This window comes from Roseateles sp. (assembly GCF_047654805.1).
Taxonomy (GTDB): Bacteria; Pseudomonadota; Gammaproteobacteria; order Burkholderiales; family Burkholderiaceae_C; genus Pelomonas.
This window is the reverse complement of record NZ_JASGIV010000001.1, coordinates 2,312,505-2,333,298: the sequence shown is the minus strand read 5'-3', so window position 1 is coordinate 2,333,298 and position 20,794 is coordinate 2,312,505. Positions and strand designations below refer to the sequence as shown.

Below are 20,794 nucleotides of genomic sequence, written 5' to 3'. Positions count from 1 at the left end.
GACCATGGCAAAGAAGCTCCAACGAAAGTCCGTCGTGATCATCGGCGGTGGCCTGACGGCCGGCCTTGCTGCTCGCCAACTGTCTGCCCAAGGCATCAGCGTGCTGGTGCTCGAGCGGGGAGGGGACCACGTCAAGAGCGCGGCCTCGTCGCTACCAACCCAGCGGGATGAGTTGCGCTGGGATGTGCGTCAAGGCCTCATCCAAGACTGGTCAACCCAGACCTACACCCTACGGCACAACCGCAACGAGACCGCGCTTCCTGTGCGCTGGATGGAGGCGTTCCTTCCTGGCGAAGGGTTGGGCGGGGCAGCAAACCACTGGAACGGTCACCTCTTCCGCTGGGCCGAGTACGACCCCGAGATTCGCAAGCGTCACGTGGACCGCTACGGGAAGGGTGCGATTCCCAAGGATGTGCCGCTGCAAGACTGGGGCACCACATACGCGGAGATGCGGCCGTACCACGAGCTGTTCGAAAAGCTCTTCGGAATCGCGGGCCGCGCCGGGAACATCAACGGGCAGTTTCAAGCCGGTGGCAATCCATTTGAGGCCCCTCGCGACGGCCAGTATCCGCAGCCGCCGCTCGAGCTGACCGAGGCCGGCATGGTGTTCAAAGCGGCAACGGAGAAGCTGGGCTACCACCCGTTTCCATTGCCCGCGGCCAACTCGCCGGGCGCGTACACCAACCCGGATGGGCAGAAGCTCGGGGCCTGCCAGTACTGCGGTCACTGCGAGCGCTTCATCTGCGAGGCCAATGCGAAGGCCTCGCCCCAGGTGTTGCTGTACCCGATGCTCAAGCAGCGGGCGAATTTCGAGGTGCGACTGCACTCCCATGTGCTGGGCATCAACTACGACAAGGCGGCGAAGCGCGTCACGGGTGTCCGCTACCTGGATCTGACGACCGGTCAGGAGTACGACCAGCCTGCCGATGTGGTCATGCTTGGTGCGTTCACGATGACAAACACCAAGCTGCTGCTGACCAGTGGCATTGGCAAGCCGTATGACCCGGTGTCGAAGAAGGGCGTGGTTGGGAAGAATTTCTGCTACCAAACCATGTCCAACGTGAGCCTGTTCATGAAGGACCGCTGGTTCAACCCGTTCCTCGCGACCGGCAGCACTCAGGTCTATCTGGACGAGTTCAACAACGACAACTTCGACCACGCCGGTCTGGGTTTCCTTGGCGGTGGCGGCATCGGCGCAAGCATGTTCGGTGGCCGCCCCATCACCACGCACCGGGTGCCGCCTGGCACGCCCCGCTGGGGCACGGCCTGGAAAAAGGCCAACGCCGACTGGTACGCGCACTCCATGTCGTTGGTTCTCCAGGGGAGCTGCTACCCCCACACGGAGAACTTCCTCGACCTGGACCCCACTTACAAGGACGCCTATGGCCAGCCGCTGCTCCGCATGAACTTCGACTGGCGGGACAACGAGCTCAAGATGTCCAAGTACGTGACCCAGAAGATGGCTGACATCGCCAACACCATGGGCGCGGACATCGTAGGCCCTGCGAACCCAGTCAAGGCTCCCTTCGACACGCGCGTCTATCAAAGCACCCACATCACCGGCGGAACGGTGATGGGCATCGACCCTGGAACCAGCGTCGTGTCGCCGCATCTCCAGCACTGGGATGCGCAGAACCTGTTTGTCGTCGGCGCTTCGGTGTTCACCCACAACAGTGGCTACAACCCGACTGGCCCGCTCGCGGCTCTCGCGCTCCGCGTGGGCGACGACATCGCTCGGTACGTCGATCGCCCCCGGATGTTCTGAACTCCCTCGCTGTCCTCAAACCTGGAGATCACCATGAACCTCAAGCGCACCCTGTTCTTCTCTCTCCCGCTCGCCCTGTTCTCGATGTATCGGCCGGTCGCCGCCCAGGACGTGGCGGCTGGGAAGGCGCTGTACGCACAGTGCATTGCCTGCCATGCCACTGATGCCAACAACGGCGTTGGGCCAGGCCTCAAAGACTTGGTCGGCCGCAAGGCGGGCACGGCAGCTGGCTTCCGGTTCAGCCGCGCGATGAAGACGTCGAACGTCACCTGGACCGAGAAGACGCTGGACGCCTACCTGGCTGAGCCTCAGAAGGTCGTGCCCGGCAACGTGATGCCGTTCTCGGGCATGCCGGACGCCGCACAGCGCGCAAACCTCGTGGCTTACCTGGCCACGCTCAAGTAAACGCCGCAGCGCTTGCCGCTGCTCAAGGAGCCACCATGCTTGGAATCACGCTCTTCGGACTGGTCCATACGCTCATCGCGGTCTTCGCTCTCGGCGCGGGCGCGCTGTGCCTTGCGACGTATCACGAGATCACCCCGAGAACCGCGAGCGGCAGGATCTACATCGGCGCGACGGTCGCGACCTGCGTGACATCGCTGGGCATCTTCCACCATGGTGGGTTCGGCAAGCCGCACGCGCTGGCGCTGCTGACGCTCGGCGTGCTTGCCTTTTGCGCCTGGGCAGGGCGACAACGCCTCAGGAGGCCGTGGGCTGCTACCGCTGAAGTCATCGGCTACTCGTTCACCGTCTTCCTGCACATGGTGCCCGGCATCACGGAAACCTTCACTCGGTTGCCCTACGGTGCCCCCGTCTTTAGCAGTCCGGAAGATCCGATGCTGGCTAAGGCAGTCGGAGGATGCTTCGTCATCTTCGTGATAGGCGCGCTGCTGCAATGGCGCGGCCTCAGGCTGGAGCGGGCTGCTCGTTAAGAGCTGCGGCTTACTCGCTGAATTCCTGCCGCCACTTGCCTCGACTGTCCTGGTGGCGCCGGAGGCATGCGTGCCTTGAACTAGGCACGCTTTGGGAGCTGGCACGGCGCCGCTGTCTCGGAAGTTGATAGGAACGCGATGCCTCCAAGCAAATTCTTCTGCCTGGCGGCAGTGACTGCGCTGATGCCGATGACTCACGCGCAGGCGGATGAGCTCACGGGCCTTCTTCCCGATCAGTACTTCTTCCAGGCAGGTGCGGCCCAGGACACGACGACACTGACCACCGGGCTTATTTGGCAGGGCAACGTTGGGCGGTTCCTGGGAGATGGATACCTGAGCCTCTACTGGGAGGTATCCCTTGGGCGGTGGTCTGTCGACCAGCCCGATGGATCAACGGCCTCCTCTTGGGTCACGCAGCTTGGCGTCACCCCTGTGCTGCGATGGAGCTTCGGCTCTGGAGGTCGCCCCTGGTTCGTGGAGGGCGGCATCGGCGCGAACTTCCTGCTCCCCATCTATCGAAGTGCAGACCGACAGTTCAGCACCACTTTCAACTTTGGGGACCACCTCGGATTCGGCTATCGGTTTGGCCAGAACCAAGACCAGGAGTTGGTCTTGCGTGTCCAGCACTACTCAAACGGCGGGATCAAACGGCCCAATCCAGGGCAGGATTTTCTGCAGCTACGGTACGTCGTGCGCTTCTGACTAGGACGTGGCAGGTGCCTGTGTGGCCGGAGTCTGTAGTGGAGATGGGGGGCGGAGCGCCTCGCAGACACGATGGGCAGATTCACCTGGTTCCAGCTCAAGGCAATCGGAGACGATGCTCGGCTTAGCCGAAGACATGGGCACTGGAGGATAGAGCTTGAAGGGTTTTCAGAAAAAGCGGCCAGCCGCTGCATTTGCGGCGGTCTCGTTTGCCGTCTTCTTGATCACCGGGGTCTTCCTCAAGGAGTACAACCTTGAGCCATCGACCATGTTTGCTTTCATGGCCATCTCTGTCGGAGCGGGCGTAGTCGCGACGTTTGGCATCTTGGAAGGCATGCGCTGCCCCCTGAGATCCGCAGCAGGTAGTTCTAGAGTCCGATCAACCCGAGATGGAGATCGGACCGATGAAGAAGCGATACACCGAGGAACAGATCATTGGGTTCCTGCGTGAGGCCGATGCTGGCCTGCCGGTCAAGGAGCTGTGCAGGAAGCATGGCTTCAGCGAGCCGAGCTACTACGCCTGGAAGGCCAAGTTCGGCGGCATGAACGTGTCGGACGCGCAGCGGCTGAAGACGCTGGAGGCGGAGAACACGAAGCTCAAGAAGCTGCTGGCCAACTCGATGCTCGAGATCGACGCGATGCGCGAGGTGCTCAAGGGAAAGTGATGGCCGTGGCGGCGCGGCGCGAGGTTGTGCGGCAGTTGCAGGACAAAGGCTTGAGCGAACGCCGGGCCCTCAAGCTGGTGGGCATGAGCGCCAGCACCCTGCGCTACCGGCCCCGCGACGACGGCAACGGCCGGCTGCGTGAGCGACTGACAGAGCTCGCCGGCCAGCATCGCCGCCACGGCTACCGCATGCTGCACAGCCGACTGCAGCTCGAAGGCTGGACGATCAACGTCAAGCGCACCTACCGGGTCTACCGCGAGGAAGGGCTGATGGTGCGCAAGCGCCGGCGCAAGAAGCTGCCCGTGCCTGAGCGGCAGCCGTTGGTGCGCCCGATGCAACCCGATGAGGTGTGGAGCATGGACTTTGTGTTCGACGAACTGGCCAACGGCCGCAGGGTCAAGACGCTGACTGTGGTGGACGACTGCAGCAAGGAGGCAGTGCAGATCGCCGTGGACACGTCGATACCCGCGCTGTATGTCACGCGGGTGCTCGAGCAGGTCAAGGCCGAACGAGGCTTGCCCAAAGTGATCCGCACCGACAACGGCCCGGAGTTCGCGGGCCGGACGATGCAGACATGGGCCGCCAGGAGCGGCGTCGAGCTGCGCTTCATCCAGCCCGGCAAGCCGGTGCAGAACGCCTACATCGAGAGCTTCAACAGCCGCTTCCGAGACGAGTGCCTGTCGCAGCACTGGTTCGCCAGCCCGAGCCACATGCGCAGCGTCATCGACAACTGGCGCGAGGACTACAACCACCACCGGCCGCACAGCACCCTCGGGTATGTGCCGCCGGCCGTGTTCGCCGCGCGGTGTCGCCAGCATGCTGGCGACACCGCGCCAAACCCCGCATCGACAACTACGATGCAAACCCCTGGGCTCTAGATCGAAGTGCTACGAATCCTGGGGGCAGCGCACACGAGCATCAGTACAGCCGCCAGCGCGAAGCTCACCAGCAGCCCACGTGCCATGGCTGATGGGGCTGCATGATTGAAGTCGGTCGTGCCGGCACCCCACGCGAACACCCTGCCCATCACGGACGCTCCCAGGATCAGGCCGATATTGCGCGACAGGCTCAGCAGCCCGGAGACCGCGCCTCGGCGCTCCTGAGGCACATCGGCGAGCGTCGCCGTGTTGTTGGCGGCCTGGAACAGTTGGTAGCCCGGCGTCAGCACGGCGATGGCAAGCAGATACCCCAGCACACCGATCCTGTCGGGCAGCCAGGCCATCAGGGCTGCACCGGCCGCGAGCAGGCCCAACCCGAGCATGAACGTCCTGCGGCTGCCCCAGGCGTCAACCCGCCTGCCGGCGAGCACGCCGCCGAAGATCGATATCAGTGGGCCGACCGACATCACCATCCCCACCTGTGCCGCCTGGATGCCCAAGCCCGCTCCCAGGTAGAACGGACCGACGACCAACGTCGTCATCATCACCGCCGCGACCAGCACGTTGACCCCCAGTGCGGGCACCAGGCCTTGTCCGGACAGGGCGCGCCAGGGCGCAGGGGCCGCACCTGGCCTGCCGCCGCCCGCCGGCAGCCATAGCCAGGCGAGGAACCACGCCCCGAGTGCCAGCGGCACCTGCAGCAAGAAGATGCTGCGCCAGCCCGCCAGCGCAAGCAGCGCGCCGCCCAGCGATGGGCCGAGCGCCGTGCCCAGCGCCGACACGGTGCCCAGCAGCCCCATCGCCTGCCCCATGCGCTTGGGATCCGCCGCCTCGCGCATCAGCGCCATGGACAGCGTCATGAGGAAGGCCGCGCCCATGCCCTGCAGTGCCCGGGCGCCGACTAGCAGCCCCAGGCTCGGCGCGAGGCCGCAGAGCAAAGCGCCGCCGGCGAACAGCAGCAAGCCTGCCAACAGCATGGGTTTGAGGCCCCGGCGATCGCCCAAATGGCCTGCGATGAAAACCGAGACCGTCAGGCCCGCCAGGTAGGCGACGACAACGGCCTGCACCTGGGTGAAGGGGGCGGCGAAGGCATCGGCCAACGCCGGCAAGGAGATGTTGGCGATGCTGGTTCCCAGCGAAGCCAGCAGCATCGACAGCACGAGGCCCGCCGTGGCGCCGCGTGAGGCGACTGGTGGGTGGAGCACTGCATTGGCAGACCCCTGATTGCGCATAGGGTTCATGGCCCTACCTCCGGCAAGAGTTGAGGGAGGTACAGGTGCCGCGACGCGCGCACCGGTACCACTGCGGGCAAGATACGACCTCAAGTCGACTTGAGGTCAAGGGGTGCGCCATGAACATTTCAGAGGTGGTCAGACGGTCCGGGCTGACTGCGTCGACGCTGCGCTTCTACGAGGAAAAAGGCCTCATCGCTTCTGTCGGGCGTCAAGGGATCCGGCGTGTGTTCGGCGCCAACGTCCTTGAGCGCCTCGCGCTGATCGCGCTGGGACGCAGCGCCGGCTTGTCGCTGGACGAAATCGCAAGGATGTTCTCGCCCGATGGCCAGCTGGACATCGACCGCCAGATGCTGGTGGCCAAGGCGGATGAGATCGACCGGACGATCCAGCGCCTGCGGGTCATGAGCGAGGGGCTGCGCCATGCGGCCGTGTGCCGCGCGCCATCGCACATGGCCTGCCCGTCGTTCCAGAGGCTGCTGCAGAAGGCCTCGGCCCAGACGGGGTCTCGCAGCCGGTCTGCGAAATCGCCCGCCGGCCCAGCAAGATAGTGGCGCGGCGCACGGGCCGCACGGCTGCGGCAAGACGGGCCATGACGGCGAAGGGGAGGCGGTTCAAGGCGCCGCTGCAGCGCCCGACAGTGCAGCGCCCTGGAGCCCTAGAGCGCCGCGTCGTGCGCGCGTTTCAGCAGACGCCGGCGAATCAGTCCACTCGCCGGCCTGATCAGGAGCCAGTAAAGCCGAAAACGACGAAGCACTTCGTCATCGCCACACCAGACGCGCGTACGCGTCGTCAGCCGTGCCCCGGCACCTTCCGGTTCGGCCGTGAAGTTCAACACCAGCTTCGCAATTCCCGCTGAATCCAGAGCGTCGAAGGCGGCCGCGTCGTGAACCTCGACGAGCCCGTAGTCCGATTGCCAGAAGCGACCCGCCAGGCCGTAAGCCAGTTCATGCTGGCCATCCCTGCCCAGGAAGGTGAAGTTGGCGATACCGAACGCGGGGCGGTGCCGGAGGTTGGACGCAAACCCCAGTCGACCGGCCAGCCGGTTCGGCATCTCGCGCAGCGCGATCAAGCTGCGTGCGATCGGGTCGTCGACCACGTCAGGACGGCCGAGGACATCGAGCACCCGTGCCGGTGAGGCTGGGATGAAACGGCTGTGCTCCTCCGCGAACTGGTGGTGCGGTAGGAAGCGGTCAATCAGGCGCATGGACCGATTGTCAGGCCGTGAGCATCCAGTCTGCCCATCTTGATGATCGGCAAGGAGCATACGAGCCTAGTCCCCACGAGCAACGAGGAGCTGCTGCCGCATCGTTGGACACTAGCCGCATGACCAATCAAGTTCTCGCAGCGCTGCTAGCGCTGACCGCCGCCAGCCACGCGGCGGCGTCGCCGGAACCATCGATTCCGTTGCGCGAGCTTTACGCTGAGGCCCGCATCGTTGCCGTCGTCGAAGTCATCGAAGGTCGAGTAGTCGCTGCGGATGGAGAGTCCTGCGGTGCTCGATACAAGGGCCGAGTGATCGAGGGAACGAAAGGTGCTACGGTCAGCCAGGTCATTGAGTTTGGATTTGCACCCTCCCTCAAGATTGGCTCGAAGTATTTCGTTCTGCTCGCTGCCTACGAGAACGTCAGGCTTGATCGCTATCCTGAGTTCCACCCACGCTGCAAGAGCTTGCTCCCGGACTTGGCCATGGTCGGCATTTGGCGTGGAGCCATGGAAGTGACCACGAGTATCGAAGGCCCAACGCGCAGAGATGCTTGGACGGTGCGACCCGCAAATCTCGTCGAGTACCCGATTGGCACTCGGAGCAAGGAGGTCGATGGCAGGCGCCAACTGGTGTTCACCGACATGGTGACAAGAATGAAGGACGGGAGTCCTGCTCCTCGCTGATCTTTCAACGTCAAGGCGGCCAGGCCGGATGCTCATGATCGGCCGGCACGACCCGCATGCGTCTTTGCGTGACGTGCTTGAGCGCCTCCCCACACAACCGGCAAGCCGGATCGCAGAACTCTTCCCGCATGAGTGGCAGACTCCATAGCCATCCGTCGCCCCACCACCGGACCATGACCCTGAGAACAGTTCCCGCTATAGCGCTCCTTGGCGGTGCGCTCATGGGCGGCGTTTACTTCGGGCTGTTCTCATGCGGTGGCTACCGACCGGATCGCGCAAGCCATGGAGCGATTGGAACGAGCATTGAAGCCTCTTAGGCAGCTGCGCCTTGGGGCACAAGATCGCTCTGCAGCATGAAGGTCCTGACGGCTGAAAGTCGGTCCTTCATCTGGACCGATCTTCCCAAAATTTGGACCGTTTGCTCGGTGTCAGGCAGCGCGGCGGTGCAGGAGGGCGGCGCCGGACGCCTAGCGCTACATCCAGACTGGTGTCGGGTGACACGATCAACAACATCTGTACGAAACTTGTCGTACACTAGAGGTGGCAGATGACAGAGCCTACAGGCTTCAAAGCAGTCAAAAAGGCAGTCATCGCGGCACTGCAGGAAGGAAACTACCAGCATGAAGCACGAGATGAGACCGCTGCATAACTGACGTCGCAAGGAGTGGCGAACGGCCAGGCCAGCTCGGATTTCGAGATGCGCAATAAGGATCGAGTTTTCGGGCCGTTTTGACGCTTTTTGAGCCCGTTCCCTGGGGCCTTCGCCCCCTCAGGACGGACTACTGCCCGGACAGGGCTGCAGCCGCCCACTGTGCAGCTTCCTCATCGCCTTGAGCAGGTTCAAGCCCAATGCCGCCCAGGCCATCTGCGCCTGTGTCTTGGCCGCCCCGAAGTACCGCGCCCGGCTCAGATGGAAGCGCCGTTTCATCGTGCCGAAGCCCTGCTCGACCTTGTAGCGCAATGTGGCGATGGCCTTGTTCATCTGCGTCTGCAAGGGATGCACCGGTTTGCCGCGGCTGCCTTTGAACTGGATCAGGTCGCCGATGCCTTTGCCCTTGAGGTACTCGCGGTTGGCGGCACTGGCATAGCCCTTGTCGGCCAGCACACCCTCGGGCTGGATGCCCTGTTCGACGAGCGCGTCGACGATGCCGGGCAGCTTGTTCACTTCGGCCTGGTTGGCCGGATGCACCTCGACGTGCTCGACATAGCCGTCCTCGGTGTCCACCGCGCTGTAGCCGCGGTAACCGAAGAAGGCGTCCTTGCCCTTCTTGACCCAGCGCGCCTCATCGTCGGCACTGTCCACCATGTCGGCCTCGCCGTCGTCATCGACTTCGAGATGCTGGTTCGGGTGCGCGGCGCTCTCGATGATGGTGGCGTCGATGATCGCGCCGCGGCTGCCCGCCACCTTCAGCCCCTGGCCTTCGAGTTGCACATTGATCCGGCGCAGCAGCACCTGGTCGAGCTTGGCCGTCACCAGTCGGTTGCGGAAGCGGCAGATCGTCGTGGCGTCGGGGAAGCTGCCCTCACCCGGCTCGAAGCCGGTGAACACCATGAAGTCCAGGCGCACCTTCAGTGCGTGCTCCAGCTGCGTGTCCGACAGGCCATGCCACTGACCCAGCAGCATCAGCTTGAACATCGCCAGCGGCGCATAGGGCTCGGGGCCGCCGCCATGCGTGGCCTCGCGCTTGTACAGACCCTTGAGCTTGTGCGCGATCTCGGCCCAGTCCAGCAACTCGTGCAACTTCATCGTCGGCGAGTCCTGGACCAACGGCTTGGCACCCATCAGGAAGAAGCTGTCCATGTCCCGATTGCACCGCACACATCAGGACTGCGCATCGGGGAAGTTATGCAGCGGTCTCTCTTCAGCTCCACGCCCGAGGCCTCGACCAGGCGCGACACCGGCACCGCCTCCTTTAGCCGCTCGATCTCTGCCTCGGGGATGCGTGCCATGACCGTTGCTCCGTATGCCCCGGCTATACGCTGGGTTGCTAAACAATCTGAAGGACGGCACACTATACACACGATGTATATGTGTCAAGCCGAGGCCTCCCGATGCAGCTTCCCAGCACCCAAGATGGCGCCCATCGCATGGAGTGGTCTCCGATGGGCAAGCGCATCGCAAGCGGCACCGCCGCCGAGGAAGAGTTGAGTTTTGGGGCTCGCCTGGCCAGCCTTCGCAAGGCGGCCGGGTTCACGCAGATCGAGCTGGCCGCCGAGCTGGGCATCTCCCAGCGCATGGTGGCCTACTACGAGAGCCCGCAGTCCACGCCGCCGGCCAACCTGCTGCCGCAGATCGCCACCGCGCTGGGCGTGACGATCGATGAGCTTTTCGGGCGCGGCGCCAAGCGCCGGCTGGTCAAGCAAGAGGGTGACAGCCGGCTGCGCCGGCGCCTCCTGGCCATCGAGAAGCTGGACGTGGCCGAGAAGCGCCAGGTGCTTCAGGTCATCGATGCTTTCATCGAGCGCGGGCAGCTCAAGCGCAAGGCGGAGAGCCGAGCTTGAGCATGGAAGGTGGCGCAGAAGGCAGCAGCGCCGAGCTGGAGTTCGCATGGGACCCGGCCAAGGCCGCCTCGAACCTGGCCAAGCACGGGGTGGCTTTTGCGCAGGCGGCCAGCGTGTTTGCGGACGCGCTGGCCCTCACGGTCTTCGACGAGGCGCACAGCGAGTTCGAGGAACGTTGGTTCACCCTCGGCATGGACAGCAGCGCCAAGCTGCTGGCGGTGTCACACACCTACACCGCCACGGGGCCGGCCAGTGCCAGGGTGAGGATCATTTCGGCGCGCGAGGCCACACGAGCCGAACGCCGGCAGTACGAGGATGAGCCGCGGTGAGCGGCTCGGCAGATCAAGCAGCAGCTTCAGCAGCTAAAGGGTGATGACCATGGGAACGCAAGCCAATCCGCACGGCAGCAGCAACGACGGCGACATACCCGCCGAGATCGACTTCTCCAAGGGCACGCGCGGCAAGTTCTTCAAGGCCGGAGCCCGCCTCAGCCTGCCGGTGTACCTGGAGGCCGAGGTGCAGGACTACCTGGCCGCCCGCGCCAAGGCTCGCGGCATCGAGGTCGGGCAGCTCGTCAATGAGCTGCTCAAGAAGGACATCGAGCTCATCGAGGCGGCGCGGTAGCCGCTTCGGGTGGCGTCAGGGGCAAGACTCCAGTCTTGCCCCCGGGCCCCCGAGGCCCGCATCAAGAAGCTGGCGCTGCGAGCAGGTTATGCCGAACGCCTTCGGCAAACAACTCAATCGACTTGATCTGCCACCCACCCCCCGTGTGAGAGAGCGTAGCTTCAATTCTCGACGTCCCGCCTTTGGTCTTACACGAGACCCAGTAAGAGAGCTCCAGATCACCTCGGCTGTCCGAGTCTTCAATACTCAGTCGGCCCTGCAAATTTCTATTCCACCAACTCAGCGCAGCGTGAAGGCGAGCCGGTGATCGATGGCCGTTGATCGGCCTGAGGCGGTCGCGGAGCGATGCAGGGCCAGCCAGGCCAATGCAGCGAGGCTGCGCAAGTACAAGAGAAGGGCCGCCAGGCCCAGACGCACGATGGCACGCAGCAGCCAGCGGATGTTGAAGCCGGCCGCGCACAGCACAGCGTGCAAGGCGTCGCCCTCGCTGCCCTTGAGCCAGCAGCGATGCATCCCGTTGTCGTGCTTGGTGTGGCCGATCACCGGCTCGATCGCCTGACGACGCTTCAGCCAGCGGCGCTGCGTGTTGGTCAGCGTCTTGTGCTTGCCGCGATGGATCACCTGCACCGGCGCGACCTCGTGATCCACGCCGCGGTAGCCCAGATCGACGATGGCCGTCGTGGGCTTCACACCGAGGTCCTGCAGCAGCACCGTGGTCTGCTCGATTTGTGCGGCCAGGGTGTGGCCGTCGAACGGGTTGCCGGGGAAGCTCCTGGCGCCCACCATGAGGCCTTGCCTGTGCGTCACCGCCAGGCTCACCTTGCAGCCGAACTCGTAGGGTTGGCGGGCCTTGCCCTTGCCGATGCACTCCGCCTCCGGCGCGTGCAAGGCGTAGAGCTTGCCCTTGTCGTGCGGACGCTGTGTGCGGATGCGCTCGGCCCGCTGCAGCCAGATGTTCAGCTGATCCTGGGCCTGCTGCGGCAGCGTCACCATCTTGCGCTGCACGTCGCGCAGCAGCGCCCCGAGGATCGTTCGCTGGCGGCGCAGCACGCGCTTCAAGCGCTTGAACTGCTTGGCGTGGGCATAGCCGGCCGCGCGCCGGCGCAGCGTCTTGCCCTCGCGCTGATGCGTCTGCTTGAGCTGCAAGCCCGCGCGCTGCGCCAGCCGCGCGATCTTCTCGCGCGCCACCTCCAGCAGCCGGCTGTCGGTCGGGTGAGCGATGGCCTTCTCCTGCACCGTGCTGTCGACGATCACGCGCTCGAACTCCGCGGGCCGGATCGCCTTCATGCCCACGGCCGCCTCGATCGTGGACTTCAGCAACTGCTCCACGCCGGCCTCGCCGAGCACCCGCCGGAAGCGCCCGATCTGCGTCGCGTCGCAGGGCAGCCGCGGTTCGAAGTACACCTGTCCGCTGAAGAACTGGAAGTACACGTCCTGGGCCCAGCGCTCGACCACCGACTCGTCGCTCTCGCCATAGGCGTGCTTCAAGTACAGCAGCGCCACCATCAGCCGGATCGGCAGCCGTGGGCGGCCACGCTGGCTCACGCCGGCTCCGGCCACCGCCAGTGTCGGGCCGAACAGGTCGGTGTCCTCGATCACACGGCCGGAGCGATCCTGGTGCGCGAACAGCGGCGCCAGCGACGCCTCGATCTGCGCCCACGGCATGCGCGTGGCCAGCACCGCCAGCGCGTGGCGCATGTCGATCATTTGCTCCAGGCGCGCGCGGAAGAAGTCGTCGGTGGCCATCGGCGGTGGTCTCCAAACTCCCAGGAACTGCGCGTCATTGCAACGCAAACTGGGAGTTCGGACTATCGGCGATCACCCGCAATGCCAGTGTTCATGCGGGTTCCAGGCGTTTTGCAGGCCTGACTACTCAGCCGCCAAGGAATGATCAAGAAGCGACTGATGTCGCCGCAAACCTCTCGCCCTTTGGCGGACTCGCGCGCGGTCGATTTGACCAAGCTCGGCCCTTCACCAAGAGCGTCATAGGTGCCTGGCACAGCAAGCACCAGGATCGCAGCGACGACAGCAGAGGCAATAAGTCCTGGCCGCAGGCCGAACTTCAGCAACGGCATCCAGGCGCTCCGCTGTAAATCGTTGCCCCGATCCCACCGGCAGCCACCTTCGCATCCAAGCCCCAGACTTTCGCTTGCCCTTGCGCCTTCGGATTGAACTTGGTGTACCTGTCAGCAGCAGGGCATGACTGCCCACCGTTGCTTGAGACGTTGAAGTTATAGCCAGCCGCTGCGTCGATCAACTTGGCGTCGATTGGCCCAGCTTGGAACTTGCCGACCTCACCCCACGCTCGCACGCCGAAGCCGCCGCAATTGCACTGCCCAGCAGAAGAGTTGGGAATACCGCCGTTGGGGTCGTATTTGGCTGTCACGCCAAGCCCCCAACCGACCTTTGCGTCAACGAAACCGCGCCCGGAAGCTGCATCCTGTCCAAAGGAAAACTGGAACCCTGGGCCCAAATTGAAGCCGAACGACACCGACCAGAGGCCCTCAGGGTCGACATAACTGATTGGGTTCCCACCCACATACGCGTAGGTATTGATCCCCCCCGCGAGCCCGATCGGATCGGATTGAACGTAGCGCCCCGTAGCCGAACTGTAGTAGCGATGCCAGTTCTGCCACAACCCCGTCTCGGCGTCGTAATACTGCCCTGGGAAGCCGATATTCAGCCCGCCGATGCTATCTAGCGTGATCTGTCTGTCCCACGCTGCGTTCTGCGATCGCCAGACGGCCACACGACTTGCATTCGTGACCGCTTCTGGCCGGCCAACTTGATCGGTGTGCACTGCATACATCTGCCCGCCGCGGCTCATCGCAATAAGGCTGCTACCGAGGTAGACATAGGCGGTGCCAGTCTGCGACTCGTACAACAGCTCGCCTGAAGGCGCGTACACGAAGTCGTTCGTGCCCGTGCTGCTTACCTTGCGCACACGCTGGTTGAGCGCGTTGTAGGTATGGCTCGCACCCGCCGAACTGGCCAGTCGACCAAAGCCATCCCACACATAGCTGTTCACGCCATCGGATGTCATCTGCCCATGGGCATCCCAACTGTAACTTTGGCTGCCGACTTGGGTCAGCCAGTCACGCCCGCTTGCGCCGTAGTGATAGCTAGAACCGCTGCCGGCGCGCGCGTGACTGGTGCGGTTGCCGGCGACGTCGTAGCCAACATTTTGGTTGTCGCCATTGCTGCGGCTCACGCTCGTCAATCGCCCGCTGCCGTCCCAGCCAAAGCTGCTATTCAGGGACGAGTGGGAGCCGTCAGTGATGCTCTGGACCAAGTCGTTGGGCGTATAGCCAAAGGTGAGCGACTGGACGCCACTGGACTCCAGCTTGCTCAGTCGACCATCTGCGTCCAAGGTGACGCCGCGCTTGTCTCCATTGCCCCAGCGCCAAGCGTAGGGACCAGGATGGGCAGTTTGGTAGAGCAAGTTGTCGATGACCGTGCCCCACTGGTTGGAAAGGATGCGAGCCAAGCGACCGAAACCATCGTACTGATAGGTCAATGTCAAACCGTTGGGATAGCTCAGGCTAGTCACTCGGCCCAAGCTGTCATGCCCCCAGCTAATCGCGTAATTCGCGCCGGCGACGGACTGCAGTTGTTGCGAGAGATTGCCTGAACTGTCATAGGTGTAGCTGGTATTGCCTGCAGCATTGCTGACGCTGCACAGCTTTCCTTGGCCATTGGCGCAGCTATCGTAGGTCAGTGTCTCGGTGCTGCTCCCGCTGCTACGGCTAGTCACTCGGCTCAACGCGTCGTACCCATAGCTAATGCTCACGCCGTTGGCTCGGGCTTCGCCAATGACGCGGCCCCAGACATCGGATGTCAACGTAGTCGTGCCCGTGCTAGGACTGACGATGCCGCTGAGCCGACCCAGTGCGTCACGACCATAGGTCGTGACGCGGCCATTGGGGTCAGTGACTTGAATAAGCTGGTCCAACGTATCGTAGACATAGCTGATCGTGCCACCGTCGGTGCGTGATTCGCTTGAGACCCGGCCAAAGTCGTCGTATGACGTGGCGGTGCTATTTCCCGCACCGTCCTGCGTGCCCGTGACTCGGCCCGAGGCATCGTAGGTGGTGCTCAGTTTCAGGCTGCCTGAGGCGGTGCGCTGCCCCCTGAGATCCGCAGCAGGAAGTTCTAGAGTCCGATCCACCCGAGACGGAGATCGGACCGATGAAGAAGCGATACACCGAGGAACAAATCATTGGATTCCTGCGTGAGGCCGACGCTGGCCTGCCGGTCAAGGAGCTGTGCAGGAAGCATGGCTTCAGCGAGCCGAGCTACTACGCCTGGAAGGCCAAGTTCGGCGGCATGAACGTGTCGGACGCGCAGCGGCTGAAGACGCTGGAGGCGGAGAACACGAAGCTCAAGAAGCTGCTGGCCAACTCGATGCTCGAGATCGACGCGATGCGCGAGGTGCTCAAGGGAAAGTGATGGCCGTGGCGGCGCGGCGCGAGGTTGTGCGGCAGTTGCAGGACAAAGGCTGGAGCGAACGCCGGGCCCTCAAGCTGGTGGGCATGAGCGCCAGCACCCTGCGCTACCGGCCCCGCGACGACGGCAACGGCCAGCTGCGCGAGCGATTGACAGAGCTCGCCGGCCAGCATCGCCGCCACGGCTACCGCATGCTGCACAGCCGACTGCAGCTCGAAGGCTGGACGATCAACGTCAAGCGCACCTACCGGGTCTACCGCGAGGAAGGGCTGATGGTGCGCAAGCGCCGGCGCAAGAAGCTGCCCGTGCCTGAGCGGCAGCCGTTGGTGCGCCCGATGCAACCCGATGAGGTGTGGAGCATGGACTTTGTGTTCGACGAGCTGGCCAACGGCCGCAGGGTCAAGACGCTGACTGTGGTGGACGACTGCAGCAAGGAGGCAGTGCAGATCGCCGTGGACACGTCGATACCCGCGCTGTATGTCACGCGGGTGCTCGACCAGGTCAAGGCCGAACGAGGCTTGCCCAAAGTGATCCGCACCGACAACGGCCCGGAGTTCGCGGGCCGGACGATGCAGACATGGGCCGCCAGGAACGGCGTCGAGCTGCGCTTCATCCAGCCCGGCAAGCCGGTGCAGAACGCCTACATCGAGAGCTTCAACAGCCGCTTCCGAGACGAGTGCCTGTCGCAGCACTGGTTCGCCAGCCTGAGCCACATGCGCAGCGTCATCGACAACTGGCGCGAGGACTACAACCACCACCGGCCGCACAGCACCCTCGGGTATGTGCCGCCGGCCGTGTTCGCCGCGCGGTGTCGCCAGCATGCTGGCGACACCGCGCCAAACCCCGCATCGACAACTACGATGCAAACCCCTGGGCTCTAGATCGAAGTGCTACGAATCCTGGGGGCAGCGCACTGCCCGGTCAGGGGCTGCAGAGCGCCAGCGCAGACATGTTTGTCTGGCTGGCGCAGCAGCAGAACTATTTGTTCAGCGCAGGCTTCTAATGTCCGGAGCTAGCCGATCCGGCCGAGCAGCAGGTACTCCATGAGGGCCTTCTGCACGTGCATGCGGTTCTCCGCCTCGTCCCAGACCACCGATTGCGGACCATCGATGACCTCGGCCGCCACCTCCTCGCCGCGGTGGGCAGGCAGGCAGTGCATGAAGAGGGCATCAGGCTTGGCGCGCTTCATCATGTCCTGGTCCACGCACCAGTCCGCGAACGCCGCCTTGCGGGCCTCGTTCTCGGCCTCGTAGCCCATGCTGGTCCAGACGTCGGTGGTCACCAAGTCGGCACCGATGCAGGCCTCGTGCGGGTCCTTGAAGACCTTGTAGCAGCTGGCGTCCTTGATGCCGGCGACAGCAGGATCGATCTCGTAGCCGCTGGGGGTGCTGACGTGCACCGTGAAGCCCAGGATCTCCGCCGCCTGCAACCAGGTGTTGGCCATGTTGTTGCCGTCGCCCACCCAGGCCACGACGCGACCCTTGAGGCAGTCCATGTCGATGGCACCGCGGCGGTCCATGCCACGGTTCTCAATGAACGTGAACAGGTCGGCCAGGATCTGGCAGGGGTGGTACTCGTTGGTCAGCCCGTTGATGACCGGCACGCGCGAGTGCGCCGCGAAGCGCTCGATCTTGCTCTGCTCGAAGGTGCGAATCATGACGATGTCGACCATGCGGCTGATGACGCGGGCCGAATCCTCCACGGGCTCTGCGCGGCCCAGCTGGCTGTCGCCGGTCGTCAGGTGCACGACCGAGCCGCCCATCTGGTACATGCCGGCCTCGAAGCTGACTCGCGTGCGCGTGCTGGCCTTCTCGAAGATCATGGCCAGCGTGCGGTCGGCCAGCGGCAGGTACTTCTCGTAGTTCTTGAAGCGGCGCTTGATGATCGCGGCGCGGTCGAACAGGTGGGCGTATTCCTCGGCGCGCAGGTCCTTGAACTGCAGGTAGTGACGCATCAGTGCATCTCCCGGCTTCATGGTTTGGGCTGGGCCAGCAAGGCCTTGATCAGCGGCACCAGGATGGCAGCGATCTGGCGGGCCTCGTCGTGCGTCAGGATCAGCGGCGGCAGCAGTCGCACGACGCGGTCGGCCGTGATGCTGATCAGCAGGCCGGCTTCCAGCGCCTGGGTCAGCAGCGCACCGGCGGGGCGATCCAGCTCGATACCCAGCATCAGGCCCTGACCGCGGATCTCGACGACGCCTGCCGCACCGGCCAGGCCTTCGGCCAGCGCAGCGCGCAGCGTCGCGCCGACGGCTTCGGCGTTGGCGAGCAGGTTGTCCTGCTGCATGACGGCCAGTGTCACGACGCCGGCGCGCATGGCCAGCGGGTTGCCGCCGAAGGTGGTGCCATGGTTGCCGGCCTTGAGCACGCCAGCAGCACGCGGGCCGCAGACGACGGCGCCGATGGGAACGCCCGAGCCCAGGCCCTTGGCCAGCGGCATCACGTCCGGCTGGATACCGGCCCATTGGTGGGCGAACCACTTTCCGGTGCGGCCGATGCCGCACTGCACCTCGTCGAGCATCAGCAGCAGGTCGCGGGCGTCGCAGATGCGGCGCAGCGCCTGCAGGAACTCCACGCGGGCGGGGTTGATGCCGCCTTCGCCCTGGATGGTCTCCAGGAAGATCGCCGTGATGTTGGGGTTGGCGTCCAGCGCGGCCTCGACGGCGGGGATGTCGTTGAGCGGCACGCGCACGAAGCCTTGCACCAGCGGGCCAAAGCCGGCCTGGATCTTGGGGTTGGCCGTGGCGGACAGCGTCGCGATCGAGCGGCCGTGGAAGGCTCCTTCGAAGACCAGCACACCGGGCGAGGTGTTGCCGCGGTCATGGCCGAACTTGCGGGCAATCTTCAGCGCGGCCTCGTTGGCTTCCAGACCGCTGTTGCAGAAGAAGACATTGGCCAGGCCGGACAGTTCGCAGAGCTTGTCGGCGAGCTGCTCCTGCAGCGGTACGCGGTAGTAGTTGCTCGTGTGGATGAGCTTGGCGACCTGATCCTGCAGCGCCGCCACCAGGCGCGGATGGTTGTGGCCCAGCGTGTTGACCGCGATGCCGCCGAGGCCGTCCAGCAGTCGTCGGCCTTCCGTGTCCCAGACCCAGCAGCCCTGGCCGTGCGAAAGCGCAACGGGCAGGCGGCCGTAGGTCGGCATCAGATGGGCGTCGGACGGGAGGGAATCAGCGTTCATCGGGTCTCCGATTGGGTTGAGGAAAAGTGGACATTCAATTCTAGGGGCCATGCCCTGACATTTGCTGCGCCGCAACAGATGGGTCCGCTACGAGGCACAATAGCGGTTTCTGGCAGCGGTACCCCGCTGTACCCGCGAAGCCCTGCAGTCCATGACCGTTGCCCATCCGCCGCGCGAAGTCTTCATCCAAGGAATCACTCTGGATGGACGCACCTTCCGCCCGAGCGACTGGGCGGAGCGACTGGCTGGCGCGATGTCCTGCTTCCGGCCCGGCGGCGTGCGTCCCGGTATCGGCTCCCACATCGGCTACTCGCCGTTGTGCGTGCCCACCGTCATCAACGGTGTGAAGTGCGTCGTCGTCAACGAAGAACTCAGGCGTCTCGAGCCCATGGCCTGGGACTTCGTCATGAACTTCGCGCGCGACAACAGCCTGCAGGTCGCCGACGCCTGCTTGCTGCCCGACAGCCCGGGCGGCAAATCCGGCACCTGACACCCCCTGTTCTAGCGAGAGTCCCGGGGGCCTGACGGCGTGCACCGCCGTTATCCTCGCCGGTAATGTTTGGAAACATCCCGGTCGACCCCATCGCCGTCGATCCGCGCGTTGCTGCGGGCATGCTGGCGTCGGCGGAGCGTGCGCCAGTCTGGGTGCTGTTGCGCGGTCTGTCGCGCGCGAGCGGGCATTGGGGCGTGTTTCCCGAGCATCTGTCGCGTGAACTGAGGGCGCTGCAGCCGGCGTCCCGGATCCTGATGCTGGATTTGCCAGGCACCGGTTCGCTGCGCCGCCAGGCCAGCCCCACGCAGGTGTCGGCCATCGTCGAAGCCTGCCGCGAAGCCTTGCGGCGCGAGGGGATCGCCGGGCCGGTGTCGCTGATTGGCATGTCGCTGGGGGCGGCAGTGCTGAGCGACTGGGCCAACCGCTACCCGGGCGAGATCGAGGCCGGCGTGCTGATCAATCCCAGCCTGCGGCCTTTCAGCGAGTTGTTTCGCAAGCCGCGGCCGTTGAACTATCTGGGTCTCTTGCTGCTGTCGTTGAGTCGTTTCAGCGCCCGCATGCGCGAGGAGCGCGTCCTCAGCCTGACGACGCGGATGACGCCACCGCAAGCCGTCATCGACCGCTGGGTGGAGTTGCAGCGCCAGCATCCGCTGGGCGTTCGCAATACGGCGCGCCAGTTGCTGGCGAGCATGCGCTACCGCGCCAGCCGCACACGCCCGGCTGCGCCGATGCTGCTGCTTTGCAGCAAGGCGGACGGCCTCGTCGACTGGCGCTGCTCCCAGGCCATCAGCCGTGCCTGGGGGGCGCCACTGCGCCTGCACACCAAGGCCGGTCACGATCTGCCGCTGGACGACCCGCAATGGGTGGCGCGGGCGGTGGGTGAATGGCTGCGGGACCGCAGTATCCAGGGGGTTGAGCCGGGTGAGTGGCACTAGAGGGGGCGCCCCCCCGCCCAGGCTGATTGCGTTGAACGTGGCACAGCTTGGGGCTGTCCAGGTGCTCAGCGTTGCCAAGCACAATCCTGCGAGCAAAATGCAAGAGGCCCGCTTTCGCGGGCCTCTTGCTTGCACCAGAGCTGGATTGGGTCTTAGGCGGCGAGCGCCTTGATCTTGGCGGACAGGCGGCTCTTGTGGCGAGCGGCCTTGTTCTTGTGGAAGATGCCCTTGTCGGCGACGGAGTCGATGACGGCCTGGGCGGCCTTGAACAGGTCGGCGGCCTTGGACTTGTCGCCGGCCGTCACGGCCTTTTGCACGTTCTTGATGACCGTGCGGAAATGGGAGCGCAGCGCGGTGTTCGCGGCGTTGAGCTTGACGTCCTGGCGGGCGCGCTTGCGGCCCGACGCCAGGCGAACCGTCTTCTTCTTGGCTTTGGAGCTGGTTGCCATGCTGTATCTATACCCAGTTGGTGCAAAGACAGCGAGTATAGCCCGTAATCAGGGTTAAAGCCAAGTACCTTGGCGGCGTTTCAAAAGTGGCGCTGTTTGCCCCA

The 20,794-nt window shown here is 64.5% G+C and carries 22 protein-coding genes and 1 pseudogene; 14 read left to right on the top strand and 9 right to left on the bottom strand.

Features of this window, described 5'->3' with window-relative positions; translation table 11 throughout:
* Positions 1-4: 4 nt before the first annotated feature.
* The 5 genes from QM732_RS10355 (at position 5) to QM732_RS10335 (ending at position 4,942) form a co-directional block, all read left to right on the top strand.
* Positions 5-1,765 (top strand): GMC family oxidoreductase, encoded by a 1,761-nt coding sequence (locus QM732_RS10355; RefSeq protein WP_415656075.1) that lies wholly within the window; start codon positions 5-7, stop codon positions 1,763-1,765.
* Positions 1,766-1,798: 33 nt separating this feature from the next.
* A complete protein-coding gene (locus QM732_RS10350; protein WP_415656074.1) occupies positions 1,799-2,170 on the top strand; it encodes a c-type cytochrome in 372 nt (123 codons plus the stop codon).
* Between the two features lie 35 nt (positions 2,171-2,205).
* Positions 2,206-2,697: a hypothetical protein gene (locus QM732_RS10345; RefSeq protein WP_415656073.1), complete on the top strand. Its 492-nt coding sequence runs from the start codon at positions 2,206-2,208 to the stop codon at positions 2,695-2,697.
* Between the two features lie 183 nt (positions 2,698-2,880).
* Positions 2,881-3,399, top strand: coding sequence for an acyloxyacyl hydrolase (locus QM732_RS10340; protein ID WP_415656072.1), 519 nt, complete (start codon positions 2,881-2,883; stop codon positions 3,397-3,399).
* A 404-nt stretch (positions 3,400-3,803) separates the two neighbouring features.
* A protein-coding gene (locus QM732_RS10335) for an IS3 family transposase (protein ID WP_415656071.1) occupies positions 3,804-4,942 on the top strand; the annotation gives its coding sequence in 2 pieces (ribosomal slippage) (positions 3,804-4,044 and positions 4,044-4,942; 1,140 coding nt in all).
* On the opposite strand, the gene QM732_RS10330 is transcribed toward QM732_RS10335, so the two are convergent.
* Positions 4,939-6,183, bottom strand: coding sequence for an MFS transporter (locus QM732_RS10330; protein ID WP_415656070.1), 1,245 nt, complete (start codon positions 6,181-6,183; stop codon positions 4,939-4,941). The genes QM732_RS10335 and QM732_RS10330 overlap by 4 nt on opposite strands.
* A 110-nt stretch (positions 6,184-6,293) precedes the next feature.
* Here QM732_RS10330 and QM732_RS10325 point away from each other — a divergent pair, with 110 nt between their 5' ends.
* Positions 6,294-6,725, top strand: coding sequence for a helix-turn-helix domain-containing protein (locus QM732_RS10325; protein WP_415656069.1), 432 nt, complete (start codon positions 6,294-6,296; stop codon positions 6,723-6,725).
* A gap of 107 nt (positions 6,726-6,832) precedes the next feature.
* Here the strand turns inward: QM732_RS10325 and QM732_RS10320 are convergent, their stop codons facing one another.
* On the bottom strand, positions 6,833-7,381 hold the full coding sequence (locus QM732_RS10320; RefSeq protein ID WP_415656068.1) for a hypothetical protein: 549 nt from the start codon (positions 7,379-7,381) through the stop codon (positions 6,833-6,835).
* Positions 7,382-7,500: 119 nt separating this feature from the next.
* Here QM732_RS10320 and QM732_RS10315 point away from each other — a divergent pair, with 119 nt between their 5' ends.
* The gene (locus tag QM732_RS10315; RefSeq protein ID WP_415656067.1) at positions 7,501-8,064 is read left to right on the top strand and encodes a hypothetical protein; all 564 of its coding nucleotides are present in this window, start codon (positions 7,501-7,503) and stop codon (positions 8,062-8,064) included.
* A 46-nt stretch (positions 8,065-8,110) separates the two neighbouring features.
* Positions 8,111-8,212: pseudogene (locus QM732_RS10310) on the top strand (transposase domain-containing protein); the annotation flags it as partial.
* Between the two features lie 621 nt (positions 8,213-8,833).
* On the opposite strand, the gene QM732_RS10305 reads toward QM732_RS10310, so the two are convergent.
* Complete coding sequence (locus QM732_RS10305; protein WP_415655568.1) at positions 8,834-9,865, bottom strand: IS5 family transposase; 1,032 nt, start codon at positions 9,863-9,865, stop codon at positions 8,834-8,836.
* A gap of 302 nt (positions 9,866-10,167) precedes the next feature.
* Here QM732_RS10305 and QM732_RS10300 point away from each other — a divergent pair, with 302 nt between their 5' ends.
* The 3 genes from QM732_RS10300 to QM732_RS10290 are packed head-to-tail and all read left to right on the top strand — an operon-like array spanning position 10,168 to position 11,190.
* The gene (locus QM732_RS10300) at positions 10,168-10,566 is read left to right on the top strand and encodes a helix-turn-helix domain-containing protein (protein WP_415656066.1); all 399 of its coding nucleotides are present in this window, start codon (positions 10,168-10,170) and stop codon (positions 10,564-10,566) included.
* Positions 10,567-10,568: 2 nt separating this feature from the next.
* Complete coding sequence (locus QM732_RS10295) at positions 10,569-10,895, top strand: BrnT family toxin (protein WP_415659364.1); 327 nt, start codon at positions 10,569-10,571, stop codon at positions 10,893-10,895.
* A 49-nt stretch (positions 10,896-10,944) separates the two neighbouring features.
* Positions 10,945-11,190, top strand: coding sequence for a hypothetical protein (locus QM732_RS10290; RefSeq protein ID WP_415656065.1), 246 nt, complete (start codon positions 10,945-10,947; stop codon positions 11,188-11,190).
* Positions 11,191-11,469: 279 nt separating this feature from the next.
* Here QM732_RS10290 and QM732_RS10285 read toward each other — a convergent pair whose 3' ends face one another.
* From QM732_RS10285 to QM732_RS10275, 3 genes are all read right to left on the bottom strand, one after another.
* The gene (locus tag QM732_RS10285; protein ID WP_415654708.1) at positions 11,470-12,936 is read right to left on the bottom strand and encodes an IS5 family transposase; all 1,467 of its coding nucleotides are present in this window, start codon (positions 12,934-12,936) and stop codon (positions 11,470-11,472) included.
* 62 nt (positions 12,937-12,998) lie between these two features.
* Positions 12,999-13,265 (bottom strand): hypothetical protein, encoded by a 267-nt coding sequence (locus QM732_RS10280; protein ID WP_415656064.1) that lies wholly within the window; start codon positions 13,263-13,265, stop codon positions 12,999-13,001.
* Positions 13,253-15,358 (bottom strand): RHS repeat-associated core domain-containing protein, encoded by a 2,106-nt coding sequence (locus tag QM732_RS10275; RefSeq protein WP_415656063.1) that lies wholly within the window; start codon positions 15,356-15,358, stop codon positions 13,253-13,255. Before QM732_RS10275 ends, QM732_RS10280 begins: the two co-directional genes overlap by 13 nt.
* Positions 15,359-15,378: 20 nt before the next feature.
* Between QM732_RS10275 and QM732_RS10270 the strand changes: the two genes are divergently transcribed.
* Positions 15,379-16,517, top strand: a protein-coding gene (locus QM732_RS10270; RefSeq protein WP_415656062.1) for an IS3 family transposase whose coding sequence is annotated in 2 segments (ribosomal slippage) — positions 15,379-15,619 and positions 15,619-16,517 — 1,140 coding nt in all. Because the reading frame shifts where the segments join, the coding sequence is not laid out codon by codon here.
* Between the two features lie 131 nt (positions 16,518-16,648).
* On the opposite strand, the gene argF is transcribed toward QM732_RS10270, so the two are convergent.
* Together argF and QM732_RS10260 are read right to left on the bottom strand one after the other, a co-directional pair.
* Positions 16,649-17,611 (bottom strand): ornithine carbamoyltransferase, encoded by a 963-nt coding sequence (gene argF, locus QM732_RS10265; RefSeq protein WP_415656061.1) that lies wholly within the window; start codon positions 17,609-17,611, stop codon positions 16,649-16,651.
* Positions 17,608-18,813, bottom strand: a complete 1,206-nt coding sequence (locus QM732_RS10260) for an aspartate aminotransferase family protein (RefSeq protein WP_415656060.1) — start codon at positions 18,811-18,813, stop codon at positions 17,608-17,610. Before QM732_RS10260 ends, argF begins: the two co-directional genes overlap by 4 nt.
* 151 nt (positions 18,814-18,964) lie before the next feature.
* Between QM732_RS10260 and QM732_RS10255 the strand changes: the two genes are divergently transcribed.
* Entirely contained in the window at positions 18,965-19,303 is a 339-nt protein-coding gene (locus tag QM732_RS10255) for a DUF3579 domain-containing protein (RefSeq protein ID WP_415656059.1), read from the top strand.
* A gap of 65 nt (positions 19,304-19,368) precedes the next feature.
* Positions 19,369-20,241 (top strand): alpha/beta fold hydrolase, encoded by an 873-nt coding sequence (locus tag QM732_RS10250; protein ID WP_415656058.1) that lies wholly within the window; start codon positions 19,369-19,371, stop codon positions 20,239-20,241.
* A 152-nt stretch (positions 20,242-20,393) separates the two neighbouring features.
* Here QM732_RS10250 and rpsT read toward each other — a convergent pair whose 3' ends face one another.
* Positions 20,394-20,690 carry a 30S ribosomal protein S20 gene (rpsT, locus tag QM732_RS10245; protein ID WP_415656057.1) on the bottom strand — a complete coding sequence of 99 codons (297 nt, stop codon included), beginning with the start codon at positions 20,688-20,690 and terminating at the stop codon, positions 20,394-20,396.
* Between the last annotated feature and the right edge of the window lie 104 nt (positions 20,691-20,794).